This window comes from Chryseobacterium sp., from assembly GCF_008831505.1.
In the GTDB taxonomy this organism is placed as follows: Bacteria; Bacteroidota; Bacteroidia; order Flavobacteriales; family Weeksellaceae; genus Marnyiella.
Genome location: NZ_CP044507.1, coordinates 434,320 through 458,535 on the forward strand (window position 1 = coordinate 434,320; position 24,216 = coordinate 458,535).

21 protein-coding genes, 3 tRNA genes and 3 rRNA genes are annotated in these 24,216 nt (G+C 44.2%); 22 read left to right on the forward strand and 5 right to left on the reverse strand.

Annotated features, from left to right (window positions below):
• The first annotated feature begins 39 nt into the window (after positions 1-39).
• From paaZ to F7R58_RS02130, 4 genes are all read left to right on the forward strand, one after another.
• Positions 40-2,529, forward strand: a complete 2,490-nt coding sequence (gene paaZ / locus F7R58_RS02115) for a phenylacetic acid degradation bifunctional protein PaaZ (RefSeq protein WP_158063327.1) — start codon at positions 40-42, stop codon at positions 2,527-2,529.
• Between the two features lie 141 nt (positions 2,530-2,670).
• Positions 2,671-3,135, forward strand: coding sequence for an IS200/IS605 family transposase (gene tnpA / locus F7R58_RS02120; RefSeq protein ID WP_158063328.1), 465 nt, complete (start codon positions 2,671-2,673; stop codon positions 3,133-3,135).
• 144 nt (positions 3,136-3,279) lie between these two features.
• The gene (locus F7R58_RS02125; protein WP_158063329.1) at positions 3,280-3,972 is read left to right on the forward strand and encodes an SMUG2 DNA glycosylase family protein; all 693 of its coding nucleotides are present in this window, start codon (positions 3,280-3,282) and stop codon (positions 3,970-3,972) included.
• Positions 3,972-4,739, forward strand: coding sequence for an enoyl-CoA hydratase/isomerase family protein (locus F7R58_RS02130; protein ID WP_158063330.1), 768 nt, complete (start codon positions 3,972-3,974; stop codon positions 4,737-4,739). The genes F7R58_RS02125 and F7R58_RS02130 overlap by 1 nt, the downstream gene beginning before the upstream one ends.
• Positions 4,740-4,792: 53 nt before the next feature.
• Here F7R58_RS02130 and F7R58_RS02135 read toward each other — a convergent pair whose 3' ends face one another.
• Positions 4,793-6,394 (reverse strand): class I SAM-dependent methyltransferase, encoded by a 1,602-nt coding sequence (locus F7R58_RS02135; protein ID WP_158063331.1) that lies wholly within the window; start codon positions 6,392-6,394, stop codon positions 4,793-4,795.
• A 160-nt stretch (positions 6,395-6,554) separates the two neighbouring features.
• Between F7R58_RS02135 and F7R58_RS02140 the strand changes: the two genes are divergently transcribed.
• From F7R58_RS02140 to F7R58_RS02160, 5 genes are all read left to right on the forward strand, one after another.
• Positions 6,555-7,172: a hypothetical protein gene (locus F7R58_RS02140; RefSeq protein ID WP_158063332.1), complete on the forward strand. Its 618-nt coding sequence runs from the start codon at positions 6,555-6,557 to the stop codon at positions 7,170-7,172.
• 191 nt (positions 7,173-7,363) lie between these two features.
• Complete coding sequence (locus F7R58_RS02145) at positions 7,364-7,648, forward strand: winged helix-turn-helix domain-containing protein (RefSeq protein ID WP_158063333.1); 285 nt, start codon at positions 7,364-7,366, stop codon at positions 7,646-7,648.
• Positions 7,649-7,745: 97 nt separating this feature from the next.
• On the forward strand, positions 7,746-9,101 hold the full coding sequence (locus tag F7R58_RS02150) for a DUF4173 domain-containing protein (protein ID WP_158063334.1): 1,356 nt from the start codon (positions 7,746-7,748) through the stop codon (positions 9,099-9,101).
• 5 nt (positions 9,102-9,106) lie between these two features.
• Entirely contained in the window at positions 9,107-9,637 is a 531-nt protein-coding gene (locus F7R58_RS02155) for a hypothetical protein (protein ID WP_158063335.1), read from the forward strand.
• A 73-nt stretch (positions 9,638-9,710) separates the two neighbouring features.
• Positions 9,711-10,223, forward strand: a complete 513-nt coding sequence (locus F7R58_RS02160) for a hypothetical protein (RefSeq protein WP_158063336.1) — start codon at positions 9,711-9,713, stop codon at positions 10,221-10,223.
• Positions 10,224-10,285: 62 nt separating this feature from the next.
• Here F7R58_RS02160 and dtd read toward each other — a convergent pair whose 3' ends face one another.
• Both dtd and F7R58_RS02170 read right to left on the reverse strand, forming a co-directional pair.
• Positions 10,286-10,729 carry a D-aminoacyl-tRNA deacylase gene (gene dtd / locus F7R58_RS02165; protein ID WP_158063337.1) on the reverse strand — a complete coding sequence of 148 codons (444 nt, stop codon included), beginning with the start codon at positions 10,727-10,729 and terminating at the stop codon, positions 10,286-10,288.
• A gap of 9 nt (positions 10,730-10,738) precedes the next feature.
• Positions 10,739-11,188: a hypothetical protein gene (locus tag F7R58_RS02170; RefSeq protein ID WP_158063338.1), complete on the reverse strand. Its 450-nt coding sequence runs from the start codon at positions 11,186-11,188 to the stop codon at positions 10,739-10,741.
• A 104-nt stretch (positions 11,189-11,292) separates the two neighbouring features.
• Between F7R58_RS02170 and greA the strand changes: the two genes are divergently transcribed.
• From greA to rrf, 13 genes are all read left to right on the forward strand, one after another.
• Positions 11,293-11,763, forward strand: coding sequence for a transcription elongation factor GreA (gene greA / locus F7R58_RS02175; RefSeq protein WP_158063339.1), 471 nt, complete (start codon positions 11,293-11,295; stop codon positions 11,761-11,763).
• A gap of 29 nt (positions 11,764-11,792) precedes the next feature.
• Entirely contained in the window at positions 11,793-12,182 is a 390-nt protein-coding gene (locus F7R58_RS02180) for an HIT family protein (RefSeq protein ID WP_158063340.1), read from the forward strand.
• A 92-nt stretch (positions 12,183-12,274) separates the two neighbouring features.
• Positions 12,275-13,462 carry an ATP-dependent Clp protease ATP-binding subunit ClpX gene (gene clpX, locus F7R58_RS02185; protein ID WP_158063341.1) on the forward strand — a complete coding sequence of 396 codons (1,188 nt, stop codon included), beginning with the start codon at positions 12,275-12,277 and terminating at the stop codon, positions 13,460-13,462.
• 103 nt (positions 13,463-13,565) lie between these two features.
• Entirely contained in the window at positions 13,566-14,849 is a 1,284-nt protein-coding gene (locus tag F7R58_RS02190) for a TlpA family protein disulfide reductase (RefSeq protein ID WP_158063342.1), read from the forward strand.
• A 44-nt stretch (positions 14,850-14,893) separates the two neighbouring features.
• Positions 14,894-14,967 (forward strand) — tRNA-Met (locus F7R58_RS02195).
• Between the two features lie 37 nt (positions 14,968-15,004).
• Complete coding sequence (locus F7R58_RS02200) at positions 15,005-15,208, forward strand: GIY-YIG nuclease family protein (protein ID WP_229723829.1); 204 nt, start codon at positions 15,005-15,007, stop codon at positions 15,206-15,208.
• A 134-nt stretch (positions 15,209-15,342) separates the two neighbouring features.
• A complete protein-coding gene (locus F7R58_RS02205; RefSeq protein ID WP_158063343.1) occupies positions 15,343-15,594 on the forward strand; it encodes a GIY-YIG nuclease family protein in 252 nt (83 codons plus the stop codon).
• Positions 15,595-15,681: 87 nt separating this feature from the next.
• Positions 15,682-15,933, forward strand: a complete 252-nt coding sequence (locus F7R58_RS02210; RefSeq protein ID WP_158063344.1) for a GIY-YIG nuclease family protein — start codon at positions 15,682-15,684, stop codon at positions 15,931-15,933.
• Positions 15,934-16,794: 861 nt separating this feature from the next.
• A 16S ribosomal RNA gene (locus F7R58_RS02215) occupies positions 16,795-18,311 on the forward strand.
• A 206-nt stretch (positions 18,312-18,517) separates the two neighbouring features.
• Positions 18,518-18,591 (forward strand) — tRNA-Ile (locus F7R58_RS02220).
• A gap of 92 nt (positions 18,592-18,683) precedes the next feature.
• Positions 18,684-18,757: transfer RNA gene (locus tag F7R58_RS02225), tRNA-Ala, on the forward strand.
• Between the two features lie 209 nt (positions 18,758-18,966).
• A 23S ribosomal RNA gene (locus tag F7R58_RS02230) occupies positions 18,967-21,732 on the forward strand.
• Between the two features lie 146 nt (positions 21,733-21,878).
• A 5S ribosomal RNA gene (gene rrf / locus F7R58_RS02235) occupies positions 21,879-21,986 on the forward strand.
• Together the 16S, 23S and 5S rRNA genes with 2 tRNA genes alongside form the textbook arrangement of a ribosomal RNA operon.
• 635 nt (positions 21,987-22,621) lie before the next feature.
• Here rrf and F7R58_RS02240 read toward each other — a convergent pair.
• A complete protein-coding gene (locus F7R58_RS02240; RefSeq protein WP_158063345.1) occupies positions 22,622-23,254 on the reverse strand; it encodes an SOS response-associated peptidase family protein in 633 nt (210 codons plus the stop codon).
• A 150-nt stretch (positions 23,255-23,404) separates the two neighbouring features.
• The gene (locus tag F7R58_RS02245) at positions 23,405-24,190 is read right to left on the reverse strand and encodes an XRE family transcriptional regulator (RefSeq protein ID WP_158063346.1); all 786 of its coding nucleotides are present in this window, start codon (positions 24,188-24,190) and stop codon (positions 23,405-23,407) included.
• Positions 24,191-24,216: the final 26 nt, after the last annotated feature.

Here is a 24,216-nt window from a genome sequence, read left to right on the forward strand (position 1 = left end):
AAGTTATCTGCCCACCTTATCATTATAAATTAACCTGACATGAAACTAAAAAATTATATATACGGCCAGTGGACAGAAGGTTCCGGCGAAGAGATTCCATTATACAACGCGGTAAACGGTGAACTTGTTGCCATTTCTGATACGGGCGGCATCGATTTTCAGCAGGCGCTGGATTATGGTAGAACGGTAGGGTACAAAAACCTTTCGTCTATGACCTTTTACGACCGCGGCGAAATGCTCAAGAAAGTCGCTCTTTATCTTCTGGAGAGAAAGAAGAAGTATTATGAGCTTTCTTACAAGACCGGAGCCACGCATACCGACTCCTGGGTGGATATTGAAGGTGGTTTCGGTACCTTCTTCACTTATTCGGGTCTGGCAAAAAGAATGTTGCCCAACACTCCCTTTTGGGTAGACGGCGATACCCAGAAGATTTCAGCCAACGGAACCTTTCTGGGAACTCATATCCTGACGCCAAGTGAAGGTATTTCGGTTCAGATCAATGCCTATAACTTTCCTGTTTGGGGTATGATGGAGAAACTTTCCACCTCACTGTTAGCCGGTGTTCCCAGTATTGTAAAGCCGGCAACGCCGGGATCTTACCTTACCAATGCGGTGTTTGCTGATATGATTGATAGCGGTCTCCTTCCCGAAGGTGCCATACAATTGGTTTGCGGTGAGCCCGGAAATATGCTGGATTATGTTCAGGACGGGGACTCAGTGCTGTTCACCGGTTCGGCCAGAACAGGTAAGAAACTTAAATCGCTTCCGTCAGTATCAACCAATGCGGTACGCTTCAATATGGAAGCCGACTCACTCAACTGTTCCATTTTAGGCTTGGATGCAAAACCGGGTACACCGGAATTTGATCTCTTTATCAAGGAAGTCCGCAATGAAATTACAACCAAGGCGGGGCAGAAATGTACAGCGATCCGCCGTATTATGGTACCGGAAAATTTGGTTGATGAAGTTCAGACTGCTTTAGGTAAAGCGCTGGACCAGACTAAAATCGGTAATCCGCTGAATCGGGAAACCCGCATGGGCTCGCTGGTAGGAAAACAGCAGTATGAAGAAGTCCTGAAGAATGTAAATCTGCTGAAAGCCGAAACCGAACTGATCTATGACGGACAGCATGAACTTCTGGATGCCAGCTATGAGTCAGGCTCCTTTATGAGTCCGAAAATCTTTTATAACGATAAGCCTTTCGAAAAAAACATCTCTCACGATGTGGAAGCGTTCGGACCGGTTTCTACACTGATGCCTTACCGCGATGCCGAAGAAGCTGCGGCACTTGCAAAGCGCGGAAAAGGCAGCTTGGTAGGCTCCATTGTTTCCAACGATGAAAAATTTGTGGCTGAAACTTCCTGGAGAATGGCATCACAGCATGGACGAATCTTCGTGCTGAACCGCGACAGTGCCAAAGAAAGCACCGGTCACGGCTCGCCTCTGCCGACCTTAATGCACGGCGGTCCTGGCAGGGCAGGTGGAGGTGAAGAGATGGGCGGCCTGAACGGTCTGCACTTCTTCCTTCAGAAAACAGCTGTTCAGGGCTCGCCCGATATGCTTACGGCCATAACAAAAGTGTATCAGCAGGGGGCAGTGCAGAAATTCTCAGATAAGCATCCTTTCAGAAAGTTCTTTGAAGAGGTGGAAATTGGTGATTCTCTGGAAACCGCCGGCAGAACGGTAACAGAAGCCGACATTGTCAATTTTTCCAATGTTTCCTGGGATCATTTCTACGCCCATACAGATGCCACCAGCCTGAACGGAACCATCTTCGACAAAACGGTAGCACATGGGTATTTTATCCTCTCAGCGGCAGCCGGACTGTTTGTGTCGGGTAAAAAAGGTCCGGTGATTGCGAATTATGGGCTTGAAAATGCGAGTTTCTTTAAACCCGTTTACGCTGGCGACACGATTACCGTCTATCTGACGGCAAAAGAGAAAATCAACAAAGGTGTTAAAGGCCGCAACATTCCAAGTGGGGTAGTAAAATGGCTTGTAGAGGTCGTGAATCAGCGTGATGAGATCGTGTGTGTAGCTACCATCCTGACTTTGGTTGCGAAACAGTCACCGTTTATGGAACTGAATGCGAAGGATATTCAGAAGCGCCTGAACGGTCTGACAGAATCCACCGAAAGAAAATTCGGCGAAATGACGCCGCAAATGATGGTAGAACATCTGGAAGAAGTTATGCGCAACGGTTTCAGTAAACTGGATCCTTCAGACTTCCCCGAAATTCCCGCCGAGAAAATGGAAAAGCTGCAGGACTGGATCTATACCGACCAGAAAATAAGACCCGGTGCGCAATATCCATTACTGAAAGAAGGCGAAAAACCTGCCCTCAGATTTAAGAACCTTGCCCAGGCAAAAGAGAATCTGATGCAAACCCTGAAGGAATATCTGATCTACTACCGGGAAAACCCAGATGCCGAACATTACCATCCACGCTTCGGAACTTTAAACAAAGAAATGATGGAACTATTCCACAGGAAACATTTTACGCATCATTTCGAGCAGTTCGGTCTGTAAAGAGGTGCACAGAAGGGTTTAAAATTATTTTATCCTGCGGATTCGCTTTGGTGTTCCATAGGAACACCATCTGTGTAGAAATAATCATTTGATAAATTTGCGCTCCGTAGGAGCGCAATCTGATGTTATAAAATATTGAGAATGCCAAATACCTACTCGCAAATATATTTGCAATTATTTTTTGCCACGAGAGGCAGGGAAACTAAAATAGTATCTGCAATTAAGGATGAACTTGAAAAGTACATCTGTGGGATTTTTCGTAATAAAGGTCAGAAGGTAATAGCTATTTATGCCAATCCCGATCATATTCATATTCTTTTAAGTTATAAAAATCTTCAAATAGCTATTCCTGATTTAGTAAAAGTTGTAAAAACTGAGTCCACGAAATTTATTAATGAAAAGAAAATGATTGTTGGACATTTTTCGTGGCAAGAAGGTTACGGTATATTTTCATATTCTAGAAGTCAGAAGGAAGTAGTAAGAAACTATATTTTAAATCAGGCTGAACATCACCAACGAAAAAGTTTCAGAGAGGAATATCTGGATTTTCTGCAGAAATTTGCTGTAGATTATGAAGAGAAATATCTTTTTGATTTTTACGAGTGATTAGAGATAGCGTCCCTACGGGACGCCCTTTCACAACATCTCAAAACCTCTACACAGATACGATTCCTCTGGAATCTCTAGGAGGAAACGTTGGTGATATTAATACAAGCACTCAAAAGTATATAGTTACATAGTAAATTTAAAATGCAAAAATCCTTTGGCCAGAAAGTAATAACCTTCAACAAAAACCTGAAGTACACCGGATCTCTCCCGCCTGGTTTCGATGTCCTCAATCCATTCTTTGATAATCCGGAAACATTGGAGGTGATGACCGCTTTTTACCATAAGTTCTATAATGATAATCGAAAGCGGAAATTCATAATAGGGATTAATCCGAGCCGGCATGGCGCCGGAGTGACGGGTGTTCCGTTTACTGATACGAAACGTCTGGAAACAGTGTGTGGCATTGAAATGAAATCGGCGAATACACACGAGATTTCGTCAGTATTTTTATATGAGGTCATCAGTCAGTACGGAGGTCCTGAACGGTTTTATGCAGATTTTTATATAAATTCGCCCTTCCCTTTGGCTATTATCAGAAAACAAAAGAACGGCAGTTGGCTGAATGCGAATTACTACGACGATAAATCACTGTTTGAAGTGGTGAAGAGTTTTATGACTGAAAGCATCAGATGCCATATCGGTTTAGGCCTGGATACTTCCGAAGTGTTTGTTTTGGGAAAGAAAAATGCTGCTTTCATTGAAAAACTCAACAGTGAGAACCGCTTTTTTGATAAGATGACTGTGCTGGAACACCCCCGGTACATTCAGCAATACAAAAGTAAAGAGAAACAGCTATATATTGATAAATATTTAATTGCGTTAAATAAAGAATAATGAACAACGGATTTGTAAACCACGAAGTCAGAAACAATATTGCCGAAATAACTTTCGGACATCCAAAAAGTAATTCGCTGCCGGGTGAAATACTTGAAAAACTGGCCCAAACCATTCTGGACAAGGGAAAAGATGAAAGTGTGAAAGCTATTCTGCTTAAATCGGACGGTGAAAAAGCCTTCTGCGCCGGTGCCAGCTTTGATGAACTGTTAGCAATTGAAGAGCTTGAGGCAAGTACAAAATTCTTTGGGGGATTTGCAAAAGTGCTGAATGCCATGCGTAATTGCGGCAAGCTTGTAATCGTTCGAGTGCAGGGTAAAACAACCGGTGGTGGAGTAGGAATTGCCTGCGCGGCAGACTACTGCTTCGCTGTTGAAAGTGCAGCCATGGCACTCACAGAACTCAATCTTGGTATCGGCCCATTTGTTATCGGACCTTATGTGGAGCGTAAAATCGGTAAGTCAGCTTATACGGCCATGTCTATTGATGCCGACTTCCGCAGCGCAGACTGGTGCGAAAAGCACGATGTTTACCATTCGGTTTCGCCAACAATTGCTGAGATGGATGCGCAACTTCAGCAGTTCCTTACCGGACTTTCAGCCAGAAGTACAGATGCTTTGGCCTTAATTAAAAAGGTTTCATGGGAGGGAACTGAACATTTTGAAAACCTAATGCCGGAAAGAATTCATATGAGTGCAAGTCTGATCCTGGAAGATTCTGCAAAGCAGAACATTGAAAAGATCAAAGAAAGGCTGCGCTCTAAGTAATTATCAGCTTCGGTAAAAATAAAAAGCAAAGATTTTGTCTTTGCTTTTTTGATTTATGCCTTCAACAGGTTAATGGAAACCGTTGCCAAATCTGAGTCGGGATATTTTTTAAACAGATCTTTATCCACGGTCAGTCCTACTTCATTGCATATTTTGTGGAAAACGTCAATCTCAACAATATACTGATCCGAAAATCCATGTGTGGCATCGTAAGCTGTTGCGGCCGTCTCACCAAGATGTTGGCGGGTAAGTTCAGGATTCAGGGTATGAAGTTCTATCACCAGTAAGCCGTTCTTCTTAATATAGGGAAGCCAGAGATTAAGGTGTTCCCTCAGATTTTCTTCCACCAGTTTGTTGGGAATCCTTCTTCCCCGAAAAGCAAAGGCTCCACTTGATGTGGAAATTCGGTCCGGATTCATATTCGCGGGATCTTTCCAGATTCTGTTGTGATCCAGGAAGGTACGGATGTTCACCAGATCAGACAGGTCTATTTCATAATTTTCTTTCAGGTCCTTTGCCAGTCGGTCGGGATCACCAATATCGCCCCAGATCACTTTCGCCCAAATGTCATTGTTGATGAGGTTAGCGCGCGTAACATTAAGTGCTGCCTGGTTGTAATCGGCGCCCACGAGGAAAAGTGGGTAATCCTCAAGCATTCTTCCGCGTAAAGTATGCCTTTCAATAGTTTCAAAAATGTGCTGGATAAAGGCACCGTTGCCACAACCCATATCCAGGATTCCTTTCGGCTGCAAATGTATAGGCTGATTGAAAATGGAGACGATGAAATCTGTGACTACTTTAAAGTAGGTAGAGTGGGCGCCACCGCTTCCCCAAACGTTCATTTTCCTGTCCACATGGATTTCGTCTTCTCCTTCGGCAGTTTCGCGCAACTTTTTTGGATCACCAAAAAGTAGGTCGTCCAGCCGGTTGAACAGGGGTAAATAGGACACGGTCACACCATACGAGGCAGCGCGCCGCGCGAAATACAATCCACTTTCGGTGAATTTATAATTCTGATTGTTTTTGGTAAACCAGCCCAGGTCACTCAGGAAATCTAGAATCTTTTCAAAGTTGTCCGGGTTTTTGTGAAATTCGACGGCCTGGAATGAAGTCTCCATGAAATATTTATGGAACATGCCGTTCATCCCGAGTTGAACAATTATTGGCCCCACCAGACAGCCTTCAATATGTTTAAGTACCTGCTGCTGAATTCCTGATGCGCCCTGCTTCCCGGAATTTTGGATGCCGAAACCGTTCCGGAACTCCTCAAACAGTAAGACGAGGTTATTGAAGGACTGAGGTTCAAGCTGCTGGAAATCGAAGGTGGTGGATTCCCGCTGAAAAGGGATAACCTTTTCATATAAAGAAACGAAAGAGAGCAGCTGGGTGGTATTGTCATTTGCAGAAATTGTAACCGTTTCATCATCGCTGTTCAGCTGGTAGTCCAGAAATCCCTGCGATGCCAAAACTCTTAAGGCTACATTCAGATAACCTTCATTGGCCCCTGTTTTTTCGGTTAGTTCCCGCAGTGTAATTGTTTTTGCCTCTGTGATGAGGTCCAGGATCTGTTTTTTCTGCAGCGCAGCAACAACCGGCGCGGTTACTATACCGTCCAGATGCCTGAATATGGAACTGCGCAGTTCTCTTTTATCCATATAATTTTTAGAATGATGCTGTTAAATATAGGAATATTTTGACTCTGTGGAGATATTCCGGCACTGATAATTTCAAATTTGGACCTTTCAAAAAAAAATTATCAGTAAACTGTTTGTCTAATCAGATTTTAATTTAACTTTGTAATTCAAAGTTCTTTTTATGGAGTCAAAGAATTATCACGAAGACCTGGCGCACATCCGCAGCATGATGGAGCGCAGTTCCCGCTTTATTTCCCTAAGTGGCCTCTCCGGAGTCTTTGCAGGCCTGGTGGCCCTGGTGGGATCAGTTTATGTTTATTTTGTATTCAAGCGGGAGGGAATTGATTACTTTGATGGGAAAAGAAACGTTTTCAGTGAGGTCCTTGTGAGCGAACTGGTGATAATTGGTGCTGTAATTCTTATTTTGGCTGTATTTTCCGGTTATATTTTTACGGCCAGAAAGAGTCGGGAGAAAAATCTGCAGATTTGGGACCATACCACAAAAAGACTGCTGTTTAATTTCTCGGTGCCGCTTGTAGCCGGCGGGGTATTCTGTTTGGGTTTGCTTTACCATGATTTTTTTGTCTTTGTGGCTCCCGCCACCCTGATCTTTTACGGACTTGCTTTGGTTAATGCTTCAAAATATACATTCACTGATATTCAGTATCTGGGGTATTGCCAGATTTTGCTGGGCCTGATCGCTCTCTTTATTCCGGGTTGGGGACTGCTGTTCTGGGCACTTGGATTCGGCATTCTCCATATAGTCTATGGTTTGGTGATGCATAGAAAATACAGGTAATTGTCTGAGCCAGGAACCGGGAACCAGGAATCAAGAGCCAAGAATCAAGAGCCAAGAACCATGATGTAAAACACACCAATCAGCACGAACAGCAGTTCATCTTAATTCAAAATTCAAAATTCAAAATTCAAAATTTTACAAAGCGTCAATCAAATCTCTAACTTCTAACTTCTAACCTCTAACCTCTAATAATGATAAGTAAACTCAACAAAGAATTCGAAAGCCGCGTCAGACTGGGTATTATGTCCGTTCTGATGGTGAATGACTGGGTTGACTTTACAGAGATGAAAAATTTGCTTGAAATCACAGACGGTAATTTGGCGAGTCACAGTACCGCACTGGAAAAATCTAAATTTATTGAGGTAAAAAAAGAGTTTGTGGGCAAAAAACCAAAGACTTCCTATAGGGCAACTGAGACAGGAAAAGATGCCTTCAGGGAACATCTGGTGGCTCTGGAAAAACTGCTGGGACGGTAGTTCTATATTTTTTTGCCTTTGAACTTTGAAACACAAAGGACTTTGAATTATATTGTTAAGAAAAAACAACATATCTAAATAATTAAAAAATTAAAAAATGAAAACACACCAACTGATTCTCCTCACTACGGTACTTTTTGTAACCTTATTTTATGACGAAGATATGGGCCTGAACCTGGGAATTTTAGGAATTTCCTATGCCTTGCTTACTTTATTCCGTACACCGGAAGCCCTGCGCACCCGTACTTTCCTGCTCCTTTTTGTCCTCAGCATCCTGTCGGGCGTTTCATTTGCCTGGTACGGCGATTTTGCTTCTTTTTTGGCAGTATTCACTTCGCTTGCGCTCCTCACGTTTCACTCCCGGGAGCACGGATTAAAATCCCTGTTCGTAATCCCTGTATTCGGTGTAAATTTTATCACCTTTATCTACAGAGTATTTCAGTTTGGCGAATGGCTGCCCGCGATAAGTACCTCCTCAGCCTTTAGAAGACTGATTGCGGTGATATTGATCCCGGCATTTTTCATCCTGGCCTTCTTCGGCATTTACTCACTGGGAAGCACGCACTTTGCCGGAATTTTTGATAATTGGGAGTGGAATTTTGATGTCTGGCAGTTTATTGTTCTCACCTCGCTGGGATTTTTTATAGCGTTTAACTTCTGGAATTTTAAGATTTATAATTTCTTTCCCGAGTGGAATAATTTTTTGAAGAATGATTTTAATGCCGCCCACCTGGCACAGAAGCCTACCTCGTCTTTTCTTGGCATTGAAGCAGAACGGACCAGTGGAATTATATCCTTTGCCGCACTGAATATCCTGCTGCTGATCTTTATTATTACATTTAATTTTGAACAGTTTTTTGAAACACCTGCTTCTGCAGCTGAGTTGTCAATTGAAACGCATGAGCGGGTGAACGCTGTAATACTCTCCATTGTGATGGCAGTGTTGGTCATTATGTTTTACTTCAAAGGAAGTTTTAATTTCGATCATAAAGCCCGGCCATTAAAGGTTCTTGCCGAAATCTGGCTTGCATTGAATGTGATACTGGTGCTATCAGCATTTATCAAGAATTCAGAATATGTACTTCATTTGGGGCTTACCTACAAAAGACTGGGAGTGTATACCTTTGTGATTCTCTGCATTATCGGCCTTGTGCTCACATTTGTCAAAATAAGAAAGCGGAAGACCAACGCTTATCTCTTTAATCACATGGCCTGGTACTTTTATGGAACAGTATTGGTGGCTGCTTTTTTTAACTGGGGGTATCTGGCCACTTCGTATAACATCAGCAACAATAAAGGTAGTTTCGAATTTCACCGGACAATGAACTATAATGATGATCTTCTGCTTGAAAAATATCCCCTTGAAGCAGCCAATGTTACAGAAAAAGTAGCGGAGCAAAAGGACAGGACCTTCCTTTCCAGCATCCTTTATTACCAAACGATTAATTATTAAGCAATATGAAAGTGTACGTCCTGGGAATTTTTTCCTTGCTTTTTACAGCATGCAGCAAAAAAGAAATAAAGGAAGCACATTACACAGGAAATGATTCCAGTTCTGTTACGGGAAAAACAGCCGCACAACAAAATGCAGCTGTTCCGGAAAGGGCGGTGTCGGTTCAGGAAACAGCTGATTCAACCGGGCACTCAGAAACTTTCCGCACAATAGACGGTAATAAAATTATCAAAACAATCAGTGGGGATATGATTCCACTTACTGTTGAGGACGAATTTTCCGATCCCGATCAGCAACTAATTGTAAAAATAAAGAATTTCACAGGCTCAAAGATATCTGCCAGGATCGTCCCGTCGATACCTGAGATGAACATCCGTGTCAATCAGCTTCGTTTGCCCGACGGTCAATGGGATGGCCCATTCGGCAGAGAATTTTCCTACGAAATAAAAGATTCCGGGGATATTTGGTTAGTCGTGGGGAAGAGCAATATGGCATCGGGTCGTTCTTTAGGTAAGTTCAAACTGTTTCTCCGGTGAATAATGTTAATTACTGTTAAGAATTTAACTCTGGTATAATATCTGAAGTACGGTTTTGCAGAAAATCAATACTATGAAAAATACATTCCTTACCGCAGTTTTTGCTACCGCAACTTTAGCAAGCTGTTCCACAGTTTCATCCATTATGCAGAATACTTTTCCCTATACTACCAATATCGTGGTGACCCAGGCTTCGCCTGCAAACACTACACTAAGTGCTGTAGGTGCAGGTACCAGCATCAATCAGTTGGTGGGTGCTACTTCTAATGTGAAAGATATCCGTGTTGCCAGCGCGAATATGACAGTTACCGCCGGTGGCCAGAGTATGGGTGTCTTCCAAAGTGTTAAAGTATATCTTTCCGCCGGTGGAAGTGAAGTTCTGGTAGCTTCCCGTGAAAATATTGCCGATAATATTGGTAATACGCTTTCTTTGGATGTGAATTCAAATCAGGTTCTGGACAGTGTGATGAAGTCCGGCAATGCTGTGCAGCAAAGGATTGTCTATGTTTTGAAAAGCAGTCCTGCCACGGATTTGGGCATCAGAACTTCAATGAATTTCAGCAGCCTGCCCGTTACAACCAACTAAGCACCAATTTCTCATATATATTTCAGTAGAAGGTCTTCATTTTTAATGAAGGCTTTTTCGTTTTAGGGCCTGCTGTCCATGGTGATGGTAACCGGGCCATCATTTAGCAGTGAAACTTTCATGTCTGCACCAAAGATGCCGCTTTGGACATTTAACTGCGATTTGGAAAGTTCAGTTTTAAAATATTCAAAAAGGGGAATTGCTGTTTCGGGTTTGGCAGCTCTAATAAATGAGGGACGATTGCCTTTCCGGTAATCGGCTATCAGCGTAAACTGGCTGATGCAGAGTATTCCGCCGTTAATATCCAGGACAGAACGGTTCATCTTGCCTTCTTCATCGCCAAAGATGCGAAGGTTGATGATCTTCTGTGCCAGCCATTCAGCATCTTTGTGAACGTCTGTTTCTTCAATACCCACAAGAAGCAGGAGCCCGGTTCCGATTTCTCCCGCAATTTCACCGTCTACCTTTACGCTGGCTTGCGACACTCTTTGAACTACTACACGCATTCCTTTCGTCTAATTATAAATGTTAAGGATGTTTGTTCCGGCGTTATAATTGGACTGATAGGTCTTGGGCGGAACCTGCGCAATCTGGGTAGGCTCGCCGGTATATAATATCCATTCGGCACCGTCTTTGGCGCAGGTGATCTTTATATTGTCCGTTACCATAAGTGTGGTATTGGAATCCGGACAAAGGTGAGGCGCGTTACGGTCGTAAACTTTAAATCCGGTAGTGGTACGTACTACAATCAGGCCGCGCGTACCGGGACTTTGTTCATTTACATAAATCCACCCACCTACATTTTGCAGACTTTGGTATGAGGGTAAATTCAGATTAAGAACTACATTTATATTCGTGTCGGGAAAGCAGCTCACAGTTTCAGCGGTCCGGCCGCAGGAAGTTAGATTTAATGCGCTGAATACCAGAATAAATACTGCTGTTATCAGGGTGCCGACCTGTTTCATATTAAATTATATTTTATATATTTGTACAACGAAATACAAATATAATCATTGTCCGGGCTGTAATGGTCGGATAATTTTTTTTTACTTAATATAAAAATAAGATCATGTCAACATACGTAACGCAGGAGGGATTGGATAAGATGAAATCCGAACTGGACAAACTTGAGAGTATTGAAAGACCAAAGATTACCCAGCAGATCGCTGAGGCGCGGGATAAAGGCGATCTTTCCGAAAATGCAGAGTATGATGCCGCAAAGGAAGCACAGGGTATGCTGGAAATGAGAATTTCCAAACTGAAAGACCTGATTGCTAATGCCAAAGTAATTAACGAGAACCTTCTGGATACTTCTAAAGTATCTATACTTACCACGGTGCGTCTCAAAAATAACGGAACCAAGCAGGAGCAGAAATTCACCCTGGTTCCTGATAACGAAAGTGATCTTAAGAGTGGTAAGATCTCTGTGAACACGCCGATTGCAAAAGGACTTTTAGGTAAGGCCGTTGGCGACCAGGCAGAAATTGAGTTGCCTAACGGTAACAAACTGTCTTTTGAGGTGCTGGAAATCTCACTGTAATATTGAAAAGTTATTTTACTGACTGTAATATGAGCACAGTATTCACTAAAATTATTGAGGGCGAAATCCCGGCATATAAAATTGCTGAAGATGACCGTTTCCTGGCATTCCTGGATGTGATGCCCCTCGTTAAAGGACATACACTGGTAATTCCGAAAAAAGAAACGGATCTTATCTTTGATATGGAAACGGAAGAATATAAGGAACTTTGGGCTTTCGCACAGAAGGTGGCTGCCAAAGTTGGCAAGGCCATTCCCTGTGTCCGCGTTGGAATCGCGGTGGTGGGTCTCGAGGTTCCCCATGCACACATTCATCTCGTTCCGTTAAATTTAATTGGTGATCTCAATTTTGCAAATGTGAGGCTCAAACTAAGCGAAACAGAATTCAGGGACATTCAGGAAGCTATAGTTAAGGCCTGAACATAAATTAAGTCGTAAAATTTATTTTTTTACGACTTTTTCATCCGGTGAACAGCACCATTTTACCTTACAAATTATATTTAAGAAAAAACATGAATAAAAATCAGTGTTCATTTTGTGGCAGAAAAAGAAACGAAGTGGAGATGCTTGTGGCCGGTCAGGAAGGCTTTATCTGCGAAACCTGTATTGAACAGGCACACGGTATTGTGAAGGAAGGCACAAAGAAGGATGGATCGGCACCGGCTCAAAAGCTGGAGGACCTGAAAAAACCGAAGGAGATCAAGACTTATCTGGACGAATATGTAATAGGACAGGATCAGGCTAAAAAGCAGCTCTCGATTGCAGTATATAATCATTACAAGAGGTTGCTTCATTCCAAAGTGGAAAACAGGGAAGTGGAGATCGAAAAGTCCAATATCATTATGATCGGCGAAACCGGAACGGGTAAGACCCTCTTGGCCAAAACTATCGCCAGGGAACTTAACGTCCCTTTCTGTATTGTTGATGCTACTATTCTTACCGAAGCTGGTTATGTAGGCGAGGATGTGGAAAGTATTCTGTCCAGACTCCTCATGGTGGCTGATTATGATGTTGAAAAAGCGGAGCGCGGAATCGTTTTTATTGACGAAATAGACAAGATTGCCAGAAAATCAGACAACCCGAGCATCACACGCGACGTTTCCGGCGAAGGAGTGCAGCAGGGTCTGTTGAAACTTCTGGAAGGAAGCATTGTTAATGTACCGCCGCAGGGTGGGCGCAAGCATCCGGATCAGAAATACATCCAGGTAAATACACAGAATATTCTTTTTATCGCCGGTGGAGCTTTCGACGGGATAAAAGAAATCATAGAAAGAAGACTGAATAAGCAGGCTATCGGTTTCAGTGCCGAGAAACTGAACAGTACAGCCGAGGGAAGTTATATCCTGAGCCAAATCAATGCAATTGACTTAAGAAAATTCGGACTTATTCCCGAACTGTTGGGCCGCTTTCCAATCGTTACACATCTTGATGCCCTTACAAAGGAAACGATGATAAGGATTATGACCGAGCCTAAGAACTCAATCGTAAACCAGTTTGTGGAACTCTTTAAGATGGACGGAATCAAGCTTGAATTTACCGAAGGCGCGATTGAAAGAATTGTAGAAGAGACCATTGAAAAAGGGTTGGGCGCCCGTGGTCTTAGAGGTACTACCGAAAAGGTGCTGGAAGATCATATGTTTTCCATTGGCGAGCATGACGAAATCATTCTCACTCCGGAAGATATCAGGATCAGTAGTTAAACGGAACTTCAGCGGCTTTTTGCCGGAGGATTTAACCATCACTCTCAATTTCAATCAATACAATTCGGTTCTTTCAATTATTTCAGAGACTTTATAAATAAATATGAGCAAATACGCATTTCTTATCGCCATCATTACAGGGTCTTTTTTGCAGGCACAGTTTTCGGTTACAGTAGACGCACCGCCGGCATTTACTGCAAAAGAAGCAATTCTCTATACACTAAACGGTTCCAAGGATATTATTGTGTCCAGGGAAATGAAAAAGAATTCGGGCTGGACCTTTAAAGTGCCGCAGCGTTACGTGGGGATGATGAAAATTTACTTTCCGGAGAACAATGCTTCATTCAGCATGATTTCTGAAAATAAGGATGTCAGTCTCAAACTCGAGTCCGAAGGCAATAAGATAAATGTGGTATACAATGATCCTGTAAATATGCTGATGGAAAAGGTACAGGACCAGCAGAAGAAAAAAGATCTCATTTATCCTGCCCTCGTCCAGATTAAGGAATATTACAGGCCGGGGACAGATTTTGGCAAAGCTTTGGAAAAGGAAATCCGGGAAATCGGCCAAACCTATACCGTTGATCCGTCCAGCAATCCGTTTGTGAACTATTACAACACCAATTACAATAAATTTCTGGTAGAGAGATCTGCCGAGACGATGCCGGCACAAAAAGAAATTGCCGATTTTATTGCGAATTCGGGTGAGATGCTGGAGTCATCATCACTGCTTCGTCCGGTACTGGTGAATTTCCTGAACTCCGCCGGAAGTGCTAATGTGGATTCCTTCGTTGATGCCTTACTCAAAAGGTTGAATGTAGAAACACCTCGCGGACAGACGGTGATGTCGGAACTCATTGATATTTTTGATGTTTATGGTATGACAGCTTTAAAAGATAAATACCTGACCCAAGCCAAAAACCTCAAATGTACAATCAATGACAGATTGGCTTCTACAATAAAAGCGAATAACAATGTGGAATTGGGAGCCCTTTTCCCTGACTATAAGTTTGTACGCTCCTCCAATACATCGGCCAAAAATCTTCACAGTGTAAAAGCGGATAAAAAAGTGATTGTTTTCTGGTCCGCTACATGTTCACACTGCGAAGCTGAACTTCCAAAATTATTGGAAAGATACAATGCCATGAAGGCCCAAAATATTGAAGTAGTTGGATTTTCATTGGATTCTGACCGCGGAGTGTACGAGAGCAAGGTAGCGGCATTGCCCTGGATTAACGACAGTGAACTGCGCGGCTGGAACAGTTCCTATACGGAAACCTTTAATATCCATGCTACGCCTACCTATTTTGTTGTAGATGCCCAAAACCGCATCATTGCGAAGCCTGATCATGTAAGTGATGTTTTACAGTTTTTAAACCTAAAATAATTTTGTCAGATTTTAAAAACTTTATATATTTGCACCACTTTAACGGCGAGGTAGCTCAGTTGGTTAGAGCGCAGGATTCATAACCCTGAGGTCACGGGTTCAATTCCCGTCTTCGCTACACAATCCCATCTATATCAGGTGGGATTTTTTTGTTTATGGATGAATTTGTAGTTTATGTGTTATACAGCAGAAGCTCCGGCAAGACTTATGCCGGATTCACCTCGGATTTAATCACCAGGTTTCATTCGCACAATCATTTTTCTGCCAAAGGCTACACAGCAATGTTTCGGCCTCGGGAAGTTGTACATGTTGAATTTTTTCAACGAAGTATGAAGCGATGGTTCGTGAACGATGGCTGAAGTCCGGTGCCGGTCGGGAGTGGCTCCGGGCGAATATACTGTTTTGAGCAGGATTCCTATCCGCCGCGGCGGACCGGGTTTAATTCCCGTCTTCGCTACACAATCCCACTCTATACGGTGGGATTTTTTTGTTTATGGATGAATTTGTAGTTTATGTGTTATACAGCAGAAGCTCCGGCAAGACTTATGTCGGCTTCACCTCGGATTTAATCACCAGGTTTCATTCGCACAATCATTTTTCTGCCAAAGGCTACACAGCAAGGTTTCGGCCTTGGGAAGTTGTACATGTTGAATTTTTTACAACGAAGCATGAAGCTATGGTTCGTGAACGATGGCTGAAGTCCGGTGCCGGTCGGGAGTGGCTCCGGGAGAATATCCTGTTTTGAGCAGGATTCCTATCCGCCGCGGCGGACCGGGTTTAATTCCCGTCTTCGCTACACAATCCCACTCTGTACGGTGGGATTTTTTTGTTGATGAATGAATTTGTAGTTTATGTGTTATACAGCAGAAGCTTCGGTAAGATTTATGTCGGATTCACCTCGGATTTAATCAACAGGTTTCATTCGCACAATCATTTTTCTGCCAAAGGCTACACAGCAAGGTTTTGGCCTTGGGAAGTTGTACATGTTGAATTTTTTACAACGAAGCATGAAGCGATGGTTCGTGAACGATGGCTGAAGTCTGGTGCCGGCCGGGAGTGGCTCCGGGCGAATGTCTTATTTTGAGCAGGATTCCTATCCGCCGCGGCGGACCGGGTTCATTTCCCGTCTTCGCTACACAATCTCACCCTTATTCGGTGGGATTTTTTTGTTGATGAATGAGTTTGTAGTGTATATATAATGGTAGTATATATATCTAATAGGAATATATCGCTGACGCTATTGGTCTTATCTTGGAACATTCATTCTTATATTAGTAGTAAACATCAATTATAATCAGCGGGGCCAACCCTGGAATTTATATATTTTTAATTTTAGATAAGCTGAGGAATGCTGTTCGGACGTATAAGTTGCTGCTAACGGATTTGAGCAGAGTTTCGTTGAATATTTTCCCCCTTCACCCTCAGTCATTTACACAATTTCCTGAGATTTTTATAACATTTAATTTGGAGCGAGTGGATATTTGGGTATCTTTGCAGTCCCAAATCGAGAGACCAGGGAGCGAAGTAGAAGACAAGTCAGGATGTAGGTAATAAGAGAGTGGAATTGCGGGAAGCGGTTTAAAATTTTATTAAAAAACATTTGGCAGTTTAAAATTAAGTTGTACTTTTGCAGTCCCAATTCGAGGTAACGAGAAGAGGGGAAGCGCAGGAGAGACTTAAGGGTCAGATTTGAGAGAGGAGGTTAGTTAAGGAGGGGTTTGCTGAACAATACAGTGAATATCCGGACTTAAAAATTTCTTAAAAAAGATTTGGTCATTTAAAAAATAGTTTATACTTTTGCACTCGCAATTCAGAGGCACAACGACAGAAGATGCGTCTGAAAATAAAGCGAAGAGAAGAGAGATCATTGACATACAAATAACAACCAAAAAAAGTAAGGAAAAACCAAAGCGTCAATAACTTTGAGTGAGCGTAAGACAAACATACAATGGAGAGTTTGATCCTGGCTCAGGATGAACGCTAGCGGGAGGCCTAACACATGCAAGCCGAGCGGTATTTCTTCTTCGGAAGAGAGAGAGCGGCGTACGGGTGCGTAACACGTGTGCAACCTGCCTTTATCTGGGGGATAGCCTTTCGAAAGGAAGATTAATACCCCATAATATAATGACTGGCATCAGTTACTATTGAAAACTCCGGTGGATAGAGATGGGCACGCGCAAGATTAGATAGTTGGTGAGGTAACGGCTCACCAAGTCAATGATCTTTAGGGGGCCTGAGAGGGTGATCCCCCACACTGGTACTGAGACACGGACCAGACTCCTACGGGAGGCAGCAGTGAGGAATATTGGACAATGGGTGAGAGCCTGATCCAGCCATCCCGCGTGAAGGACGACGGCCCTATGGGTTGTAAACTTCTTTTGTACAGGGATAAACCTACCCTCGTGAGGGTAGCTGAAGGTACTGTACGAATAAGCACCGGCTAACTCCGTGCCAGCAGCCGCGGTAATACGGAGGGTGCAAGCGTTATCCGGATTTATTGGGTTTAAAGGGTCCGTAGGCGGGCCCGTAAGTCAGTGGTGAAATCTCGCAGCTTAACTGTGAAACTGCCATTGATACTGCGGGTCTTGAGTAAATTTGAAGTGGCTGGAATAAGTAGTGTAGCGGTGAAATGCATAGATATTACTTAGAACACCAATTGCGAAGGCAGGTCACTAAGATTTAACTGACGCTGATGGACGAAAGCGTGGGGAGCGAACAGGATTAGATACCCTGGTAGTCCACGCCGTAAACGATGCTAACTCGTTTTTGGATTTTCGGATTCAGAGACCAAGCGAAAGTGATAAGTTAGCCACCTGGGGAGTACGAACGCAAGTTTGAAACTCAAAGGAATTGACGGGGGCCCGCACAAGCGGTGGATTATGTGGTTTAATTCGATGATACGCGAGGAACCTTACCAAGACTTAAATGGGAATTGACAGATCTGGAAACAGATTCTCCTTCGGGCAATTTTCAAGGTGCTGCATGGTTGTCGTCAGCTCGTGCCGTGAGGTGTTAGGTTAAGTCCTGCAACGAGCGCAACCCCTGTCACTAGTTGCTAACATTCAGTTGAGGACTCTAGTGAGACTGCCTACGCAAGTAGAGAGGAAGGTGGGGATGACGTCAAATCATCACGGCCCTTACGTCTTGGGCCACACACGTAATACAATGGCCGGTACAGAGGGCAGCTACACAGCGATGTGATGCAAATCTCGAAAGCCGGTCTCAGTTCGGATTGGAGTCTGCAACTCGACTCTATGAAGCTGGAATCGCTAGTAATCGCGCATCAGCCATGGCGCGGTGAATACGTTCCCGGGCCTTGTACACACCGCCCGTCAAGCCATGGAAGTTTGGGGTACCTGAAGTCGGTGACCGTAAAAGGAGCTGCCTAGGGTAAAACAAGTAACTAGGGCTAAGTCGTAACAAGGTAGCCGTACCGGAAGGTGCGGCTGGAACATCTCATTTTAGAGACTATACGTCACAACTAATTAGGTACGCAAGTACCACAAGCACTCACTTAGAGGATGCTTTGGTTTTTTTACTTTGGTTGCTTATTAAACAATACACCCACTAGAAATTAGTAATAGGGAAGAGATACAAGAGCCAGGAGCCAAGAGTCAAGACAAAAAAGTCTTGTATCTTGAATCTTGATTCTGGAAGTCTGAAAAGACAGTCTCGTAGCTCAGCTGGTTAGAGCGCTACACTGATAATGTAGAGGTCGGCAGTTCGAGCCTGCCCGAGACTACTAATTACAAGACGGGAGATTAAAAGACAAGAGATGGGAGACGAGAAAAGTCTCAGATCTCAAATCTAAACATCTCAAGTCTAAAACTAGAGGGGGAATTAGCTCAGCTGGCTAGAGCGCCTGCCTTGCACGCAGGAGGTCAAGGGTTCGACTCCCTTATTCTCCACAGTTTTATAAGTTTGATTTAAAAGTTACGGATAGAGCCAAAAACAATATCCGTTCATCAGGCTAATAAGAAGAAAAAAGATCATTGACATTAACGGTAAGAACATCACAAAGAGAAAACCGAGCACCTGCGGGTGTGAAAGTTTACAAAATAAAAGGCAGCACGGTTGTGCTGTTATTAAAAATACTTAAACTAATAAAAATATTAGGAAAGAAATCGTTAAGGGCGTATGGCGGATGCCTAGGCTTTCAGAGGCGAAGAAGGACGTGGTAAGCTGCGAAAAGCTCGGGGGATTGGCACACACGAATTGATCCCGAGATGTCCGAATGGGGCAACCCGGCTGGTAGAAGACCAGTCACCCGCCGCAAGGCGAGGAGCAAACCCGGAGAACTGAAACATCTAAGTACCCGGAGGAAAAGAAATCGAAGAGATTCCGTAAGTAGTGGCGAGCGAAAGCGGATTAGCCCAAAAGCTTTTATATGTTTAATAGAACGTTTTGGAAAGAACGGCCATAGAGGGTGACAGCCCCGTATATGAAAGGCATACATAAGTGATAAATGAGTAGGGCGGGACACGTGAAATCCTGTCTGAATATGGGGGGACCATCCTCCAAGGCTAAATACTCCTGAAAGACCGATAGTGAACAAGTACTGTGAAGGAAAGGTGAAAAGCACTTCGAATAGAAGGGTGAAAGAGAACCTGAAACCGTACGCCTACAAGCGGTCGGAGCCCACAAGTTGGGTGACGGCGTGCCTTTTGCATAATGAGCCTACGAGTTAATTTTACTAGCGAGGTTAAGCACTTCAGGTGCGGAGCCGGAGCGAAAGCGAGTCTGAACAGGGCGCATAGTTAGTAGGATTAGACGCGAAACCTTGTGATCTACCCATGGGCAGGTTGAAGCTTTGGTAACACAAAGTGGAGGACCGAACCGGTTGACGTTGAAAAGTCTTCGGATGACTTGTGGGTAGGGGTGAAAGGCCAATCAAACTGGGAGATAGCTCGTACTCTCCGAAATGCATTTAGGTGCAGCGTCGATGTTAAGTTTATTAGAGGTAGAGCTACTGATTGGATGCGGGGGAGTCAAATCCTACCAATTCCTGACAAACTCCGAATGCTAATAAATGTTCGTCGGCAGTGAGGGCATGGGTGCTAAGGTCCATGTCCGAGAGGGAAAGAACCCAGACCAACAGCTAAGGTCCCCAAATATATGCTAAGTTGAAATAACGCGGTTGGACTGCATTGACAGCTAGGATGTTGGCTTGGAAGCAGCCATTCATTTAAAGAGTGCGTAACAGCTCACTAGTCGAGCGGTCCGGCATGGATAATAATCGGGCATAAGCATATTACCGAAGCTATGGATTTATAACTATGGAGTTATATCTGGTAGGAGAGCATTCTATTTGCGCAGAAGCAGTACTGTGAGGTATTGTGGAGCGGATAGAAAAGAAAATGTAGGCATAAGTAACGATAAAGCGGGCGAGAAACCCGCTCACCGAAAGACTAAGGTTTCCTCAGCCATGCTAATCAGCTGAGGGTTAGTCGGGACCTAACGCGAACCCGAAAGGGGTAGTGGATGGACATAGGGTTAATATTCCCTAACTTGCTCACATTAAAAAGGGGACGGATTTACGTACTTGCTGGAGACTGACGGAATAGTCAAGGCCTAGCCTTCGGGCGAAGCTGCTGCAGGGAAATAGATTCCAAGAAAAGCCGAAGTGAAGCAACCCGTACCAAAACCGACACAGGTAGTCGAGGAGAGAATCCTAAGGTGCTAGAGTGAATCATGGTTAAGGAACTAGGCAAAATAGTCTCGTAACTTCGGAAGAAGAGACGCCATCAGCAATGGTGGCCGCAGTGAAGAGGCCCAGGCGACTGTTTATCAAAAACACAGGACTCTGCTAAATCGAAAGATGCTGTATAGGGTCTGACACCTGCCCGGTGCTGGAAGGTTAAGGAAGGTGCTTAGGAGCAATCCGAAGGCATTGACTGAAGCCCAGTAAACGGCGGCCGTAACTATAACGGTCCTAAGGTAGCGAAATTCCTTGTCGGGTAAGTTCCGACCTGCACGAATGGTGTAACGATCTGGGCACTGTCTCAACCATGAGCTCTGTGAAATTGTAGTATCGGTGAAGATGCCGATTACCCGCAATGGGACGAAAAGACCCTGTGAACCTTTACTATAACTTCGTATTGACTTTGAATAAACAATGTGTAGGATAGGTGGGAGACTTTGAAGCCGGCACGCCAGTGTTGGTGGAGTCAACGTTGAAATACCACCCTTTGTTTATTTGGAGCCTAACTCGCCTCGGCGAGGACACTGCGTGGTGGGTAGTTTGACTGGGGTGGTCGCCTCCAAAAGAGTAACGGAGGCTTTCAAAGGTACCCTCAGCACGCTTGGTAACCGTGCGTAGAGTGTAATGGCATAAGGGTGCTTGACTGTGAGACCTACAAGTCGATCAGGTGCGAAAGCAGGACATAGTGATCCGGTGGTTCCGTATGGAAGGGCCATCGCTCATAGGATAAAAGGTACTCCGGGGATAACAGGCTAGTCTCCCCCAAGAGCTCACATCGACGGGGAGGTTCGGCACCTCGATGTCGGCTCGTCACATCCTGGGGCTGGAGAAGGTCCCAAGGGTTGGGCTGTTCGCCCATTAAAGTGGCACGCGAGCTGGGTTCAGAACGTCGTGAGACAGTTCGGTCTCTATCTATTGCGGGCGTTAGATGTTTGAGAGGGCTTGAGTTTAGTACGAGAGGACCGACTTGAACAAACCTCTGGTGTATCTGTTGTGCCGCCAGGCGCACCGCAGAGTAGCTACGTTTGGAAAGGATAAGCACTGAAAGCATATAAGTGCGAAACCTGCCTCAAGATGAGACATCTTTTAAGGGTCGTGGGAGATGACCACGTTGATAGGCTACAGGTGTAAAGTCAGTAATGGCATAGCCGAGTAGTACTAATTACCCGTAGATTTATAGCCTGATATAGGCGCACCCTGCAGGTGCATGCACGGTTATCTCTTTGTGAACGTTTTTATCGATAAAATAGAACCAAGATATCAGAACCAAGAACCAAGATTTTAGTCTTGCATCTTGAGTCTCGGATCTTGACTCTAAATAACATATTTAGGGTGGTTTTAGCAGAGGGGCTCACCTGTTCCCATTCCGAACACAGAAGTTAAGCCCTCTAGCGCCGATGGTACTGCGAAAGCGGGAGAGTAGGTCGCCGCCAGTTTTTTTCATTCGCCTCGGCGGGACACAATCCTCAATCACACACGTGGTTGGGGATTTTTTTGTTTGGTGGAATAAAGAACAAAGAATAAAGAACAAAGAACAAAGAGCAAAGACTTCAGATATGAGATATTAGAGGTTAGAGGTTAGAAATTAGAGGTTAGAAGTTAGAGGTTAGATATGAGAGTTTAGAAGTTAGATATGCCTGGTTAATCTGCCTACAGCTTACTGCCTATAGCTTACTGCTTATAGCCTACTGCTTACCGCTTACAGCAGCTATATGCCCGCTAAATGCTGACCGGAAGACGCATAAACCAATCACCAGTCACCAGTCACCAACGGCCAGTTAGAGGTGAGATATGAAAGGTTAGGCTGCTTACAGCTTCCTGCTTACAGCTTACAGCTGATGCCTGACTGCAGACCGCTGATGGCTGACTGCTGGCCGCAGAAACCAATCACCAGTCACCAGTCACCAACGGCCAGTTAAAAGTGAGATATGAGAGGGTAGACTGCTTACAGCTTACTGCTTACCGCTTACTGCTTACAACTGATGGCTGACTGCTGACCGCAGAAACCAATCACCAACCACCAGTCACCAATCACCAGTCACCAATCACCAGTCACCAAAAAAATAAACTCTTAAAACAGCGTCAGCGGCATTTTTTCCGGTTCCCGGTTGTCCGCCGTTAAGGCAGGATCGAACGTCGGATAGGTGAAGTTTTCAATGGGTTCCTCATTCAGGAACCTGTGAGCCATTTCCCTGTTCATGCATATGGGCATCCTGTGTTTGGAATTGTGTATGGCCCTCATTAGTTCATTGGCCTGTGTAGTTACTATGCCAAATCCAATTTCATTATTATCCCAGACATCGAACAGGCCCGCCAGATAGAAATGGTCGGCCTCCTTCCAGTGCATCCTGTGCTTAACCTTCAGGGGCATCTTTTTTCCGGGATTACTTACATGCATCCAGTCGTAAAAACCACTTACTGGAATCACACAGCGGTTGCTCAGGTAGTTTTTGTAGAGTGTATTTGCTTTTTCGGCCGTCAGGTTAATTCCGAGGGCCGGCCGGTCTTTGGGGATTTCCTTACTCAATCCCCAGGTGGCGTGGGTGATCTTCCTGCCGTGATGGTCCAGAATCACAGGAAGGGCTGGCCTGTCGAAAGCATTCACTTCTGTCGCTGAGTAATACTTTTCCTCAGCTTCCTCAGCATTCAGCTCCTCTGAAATTTTTTCGATGGATATCCCGAAATTATCGACTCTGTTGCACATTTTAGTACTTTTTTATAGTCAAATATAAAAAATTGAGAGCCAATGAAAGGATATTCTGAATTTTAGACCTGGACTCCGTACAGTGATCATAAACCGCTAATGATGACATTTGACCAAGAGTAATGCTCTATGCCTAATAGTTCAGTCTCTTCATACTTTTGGTTTCTCCAGACCATTCATTCTCTTAAGCTCATTGATTTCCTTCTTCAGGCTTATAAACATGTCTTTTATGGAATTCATGTCCAGGCCGCTGCCGCCCAGTTCTTCGGTGTTGATGCTGCAGGCGTATTCCCAGATTTCTAAAATCTGCGACTTTGGGATGTCGTAGGGTTCGTAAAAATCATTGTCCGGAGTGACTGAAATACTTTCTGTGGAGGTTTTCTGAAACCTTTTATAGGTAATCCCTTCGTTTCGGGTGATAAAGATATAGGTCTTGCCCTTTTTCAGGTCGGCAATATTTTCCACGTATTTGCCCACCACATAGGTGCCGTCGTTATAAGGCGGCATGGAATCTCCTTCCGTGGGGAAAGCCCTGTATTTCCCGTTCCTTAGGAAGGGCAGGGAAAGAGACTGCAGGTTCTCAATGTACTCCGGATCCGAATAACCGTTCAGGTAACCCATGGACGCCTTCTGCGGAATGATCTCAATCTTGTTTTCACCCTTTCCATCCACGGTAATAGGCAGAATAATCCGGTTATCCGCCAGAGTAAGTATCCTGTCAATTGGATATTTGGCGAGATCTACCGTGAGGAGCAAATCCAGGCTGATTTTAAAATATTTGGACATGCTGATGAGTACGTCTATGGGCGGTTCATTGGCGCCGTCTTCATATTTGGCATAGCGGCCCCGAGTGAGCTTCAGGCTGTCGGCCAGTGCCTGCTGCGAGAGATTCAGCTCACCTCTCAAATACCTTATGTTTTCTGACAGTTTTGACATTGCTACAATTTATAGCAACAAAGATA

Coding starts and splice junctions, on each gene's coding strand:
- paaZ (WP_158063327.1), top strand. CDS start 40: ATGAAACTAAAAAATTATATATACGGCCAGTGGACAGAAGGTTCCGGC.
- tnpA (WP_158063328.1), top strand. CDS start 2,671: ATGCCAAATACCTACTCGCAAATATATTTGCAATTATTTTTTGCCACG.
- F7R58_RS02125 (WP_158063329.1), top strand. CDS start 3,280: ATGCAAAAATCCTTTGGCCAGAAAGTAATAACCTTCAACAAAAACCTG.
- F7R58_RS02130 (WP_158063330.1), top strand. CDS start 3,972: ATGAACAACGGATTTGTAAACCACGAAGTCAGAAACAATATTGCCGAA.
- F7R58_RS02135 (WP_158063331.1), bottom strand. CDS start 6,394: ATGGATAAAAGAGAACTGCGCAGTTCCATATTCAGGCATCTGGACGGT.
- F7R58_RS02140 (WP_158063332.1), top strand. CDS start 6,555: ATGGAGTCAAAGAATTATCACGAAGACCTGGCGCACATCCGCAGCATG.
- F7R58_RS02145 (WP_158063333.1), top strand. CDS start 7,364: ATGATAAGTAAACTCAACAAAGAATTCGAAAGCCGCGTCAGACTGGGT.
- F7R58_RS02150 (WP_158063334.1), top strand. CDS start 7,746: ATGAAAACACACCAACTGATTCTCCTCACTACGGTACTTTTTGTAACC.
- F7R58_RS02155 (WP_158063335.1), top strand. CDS start 9,107: ATGAAAGTGTACGTCCTGGGAATTTTTTCCTTGCTTTTTACAGCATGC.
- F7R58_RS02160 (WP_158063336.1), top strand. CDS start 9,711: ATGAAAAATACATTCCTTACCGCAGTTTTTGCTACCGCAACTTTAGCA.
- dtd (WP_158063337.1), bottom strand. CDS start 10,729: ATGCGTGTAGTAGTTCAAAGAGTGTCGCAAGCCAGCGTAAAGGTAGAC.
- F7R58_RS02170 (WP_158063338.1), bottom strand. CDS start 11,188: ATGAAACAGGTCGGCACCCTGATAACAGCAGTATTTATTCTGGTATTC.
- greA (WP_158063339.1), top strand. CDS start 11,293: ATGTCAACATACGTAACGCAGGAGGGATTGGATAAGATGAAATCCGAA.
- F7R58_RS02180 (WP_158063340.1), top strand. CDS start 11,793: ATGAGCACAGTATTCACTAAAATTATTGAGGGCGAAATCCCGGCATAT.
- clpX (WP_158063341.1), top strand. CDS start 12,275: ATGAATAAAAATCAGTGTTCATTTTGTGGCAGAAAAAGAAACGAAGTG.
- F7R58_RS02190 (WP_158063342.1), top strand. CDS start 13,566: ATGAGCAAATACGCATTTCTTATCGCCATCATTACAGGGTCTTTTTTG.
- F7R58_RS02200 (WP_229723829.1), top strand. CDS start 15,005: ATGGATGAATTTGTAGTTTATGTGTTATACAGCAGAAGCTCCGGCAAG.
- F7R58_RS02205 (WP_158063343.1), top strand. CDS start 15,343: ATGGATGAATTTGTAGTTTATGTGTTATACAGCAGAAGCTCCGGCAAG.
- F7R58_RS02210 (WP_158063344.1), top strand. CDS start 15,682: ATGAATGAATTTGTAGTTTATGTGTTATACAGCAGAAGCTTCGGTAAG.
- F7R58_RS02240 (WP_158063345.1), bottom strand. CDS start 23,254: ATGTGCAACAGAGTCGATAATTTCGGGATATCCATCGAAAAAATTTCA.
- F7R58_RS02245 (WP_158063346.1), bottom strand. CDS start 24,190: ATGTCAAAACTGTCAGAAAACATAAGGTATTTGAGAGGTGAGCTGAAT.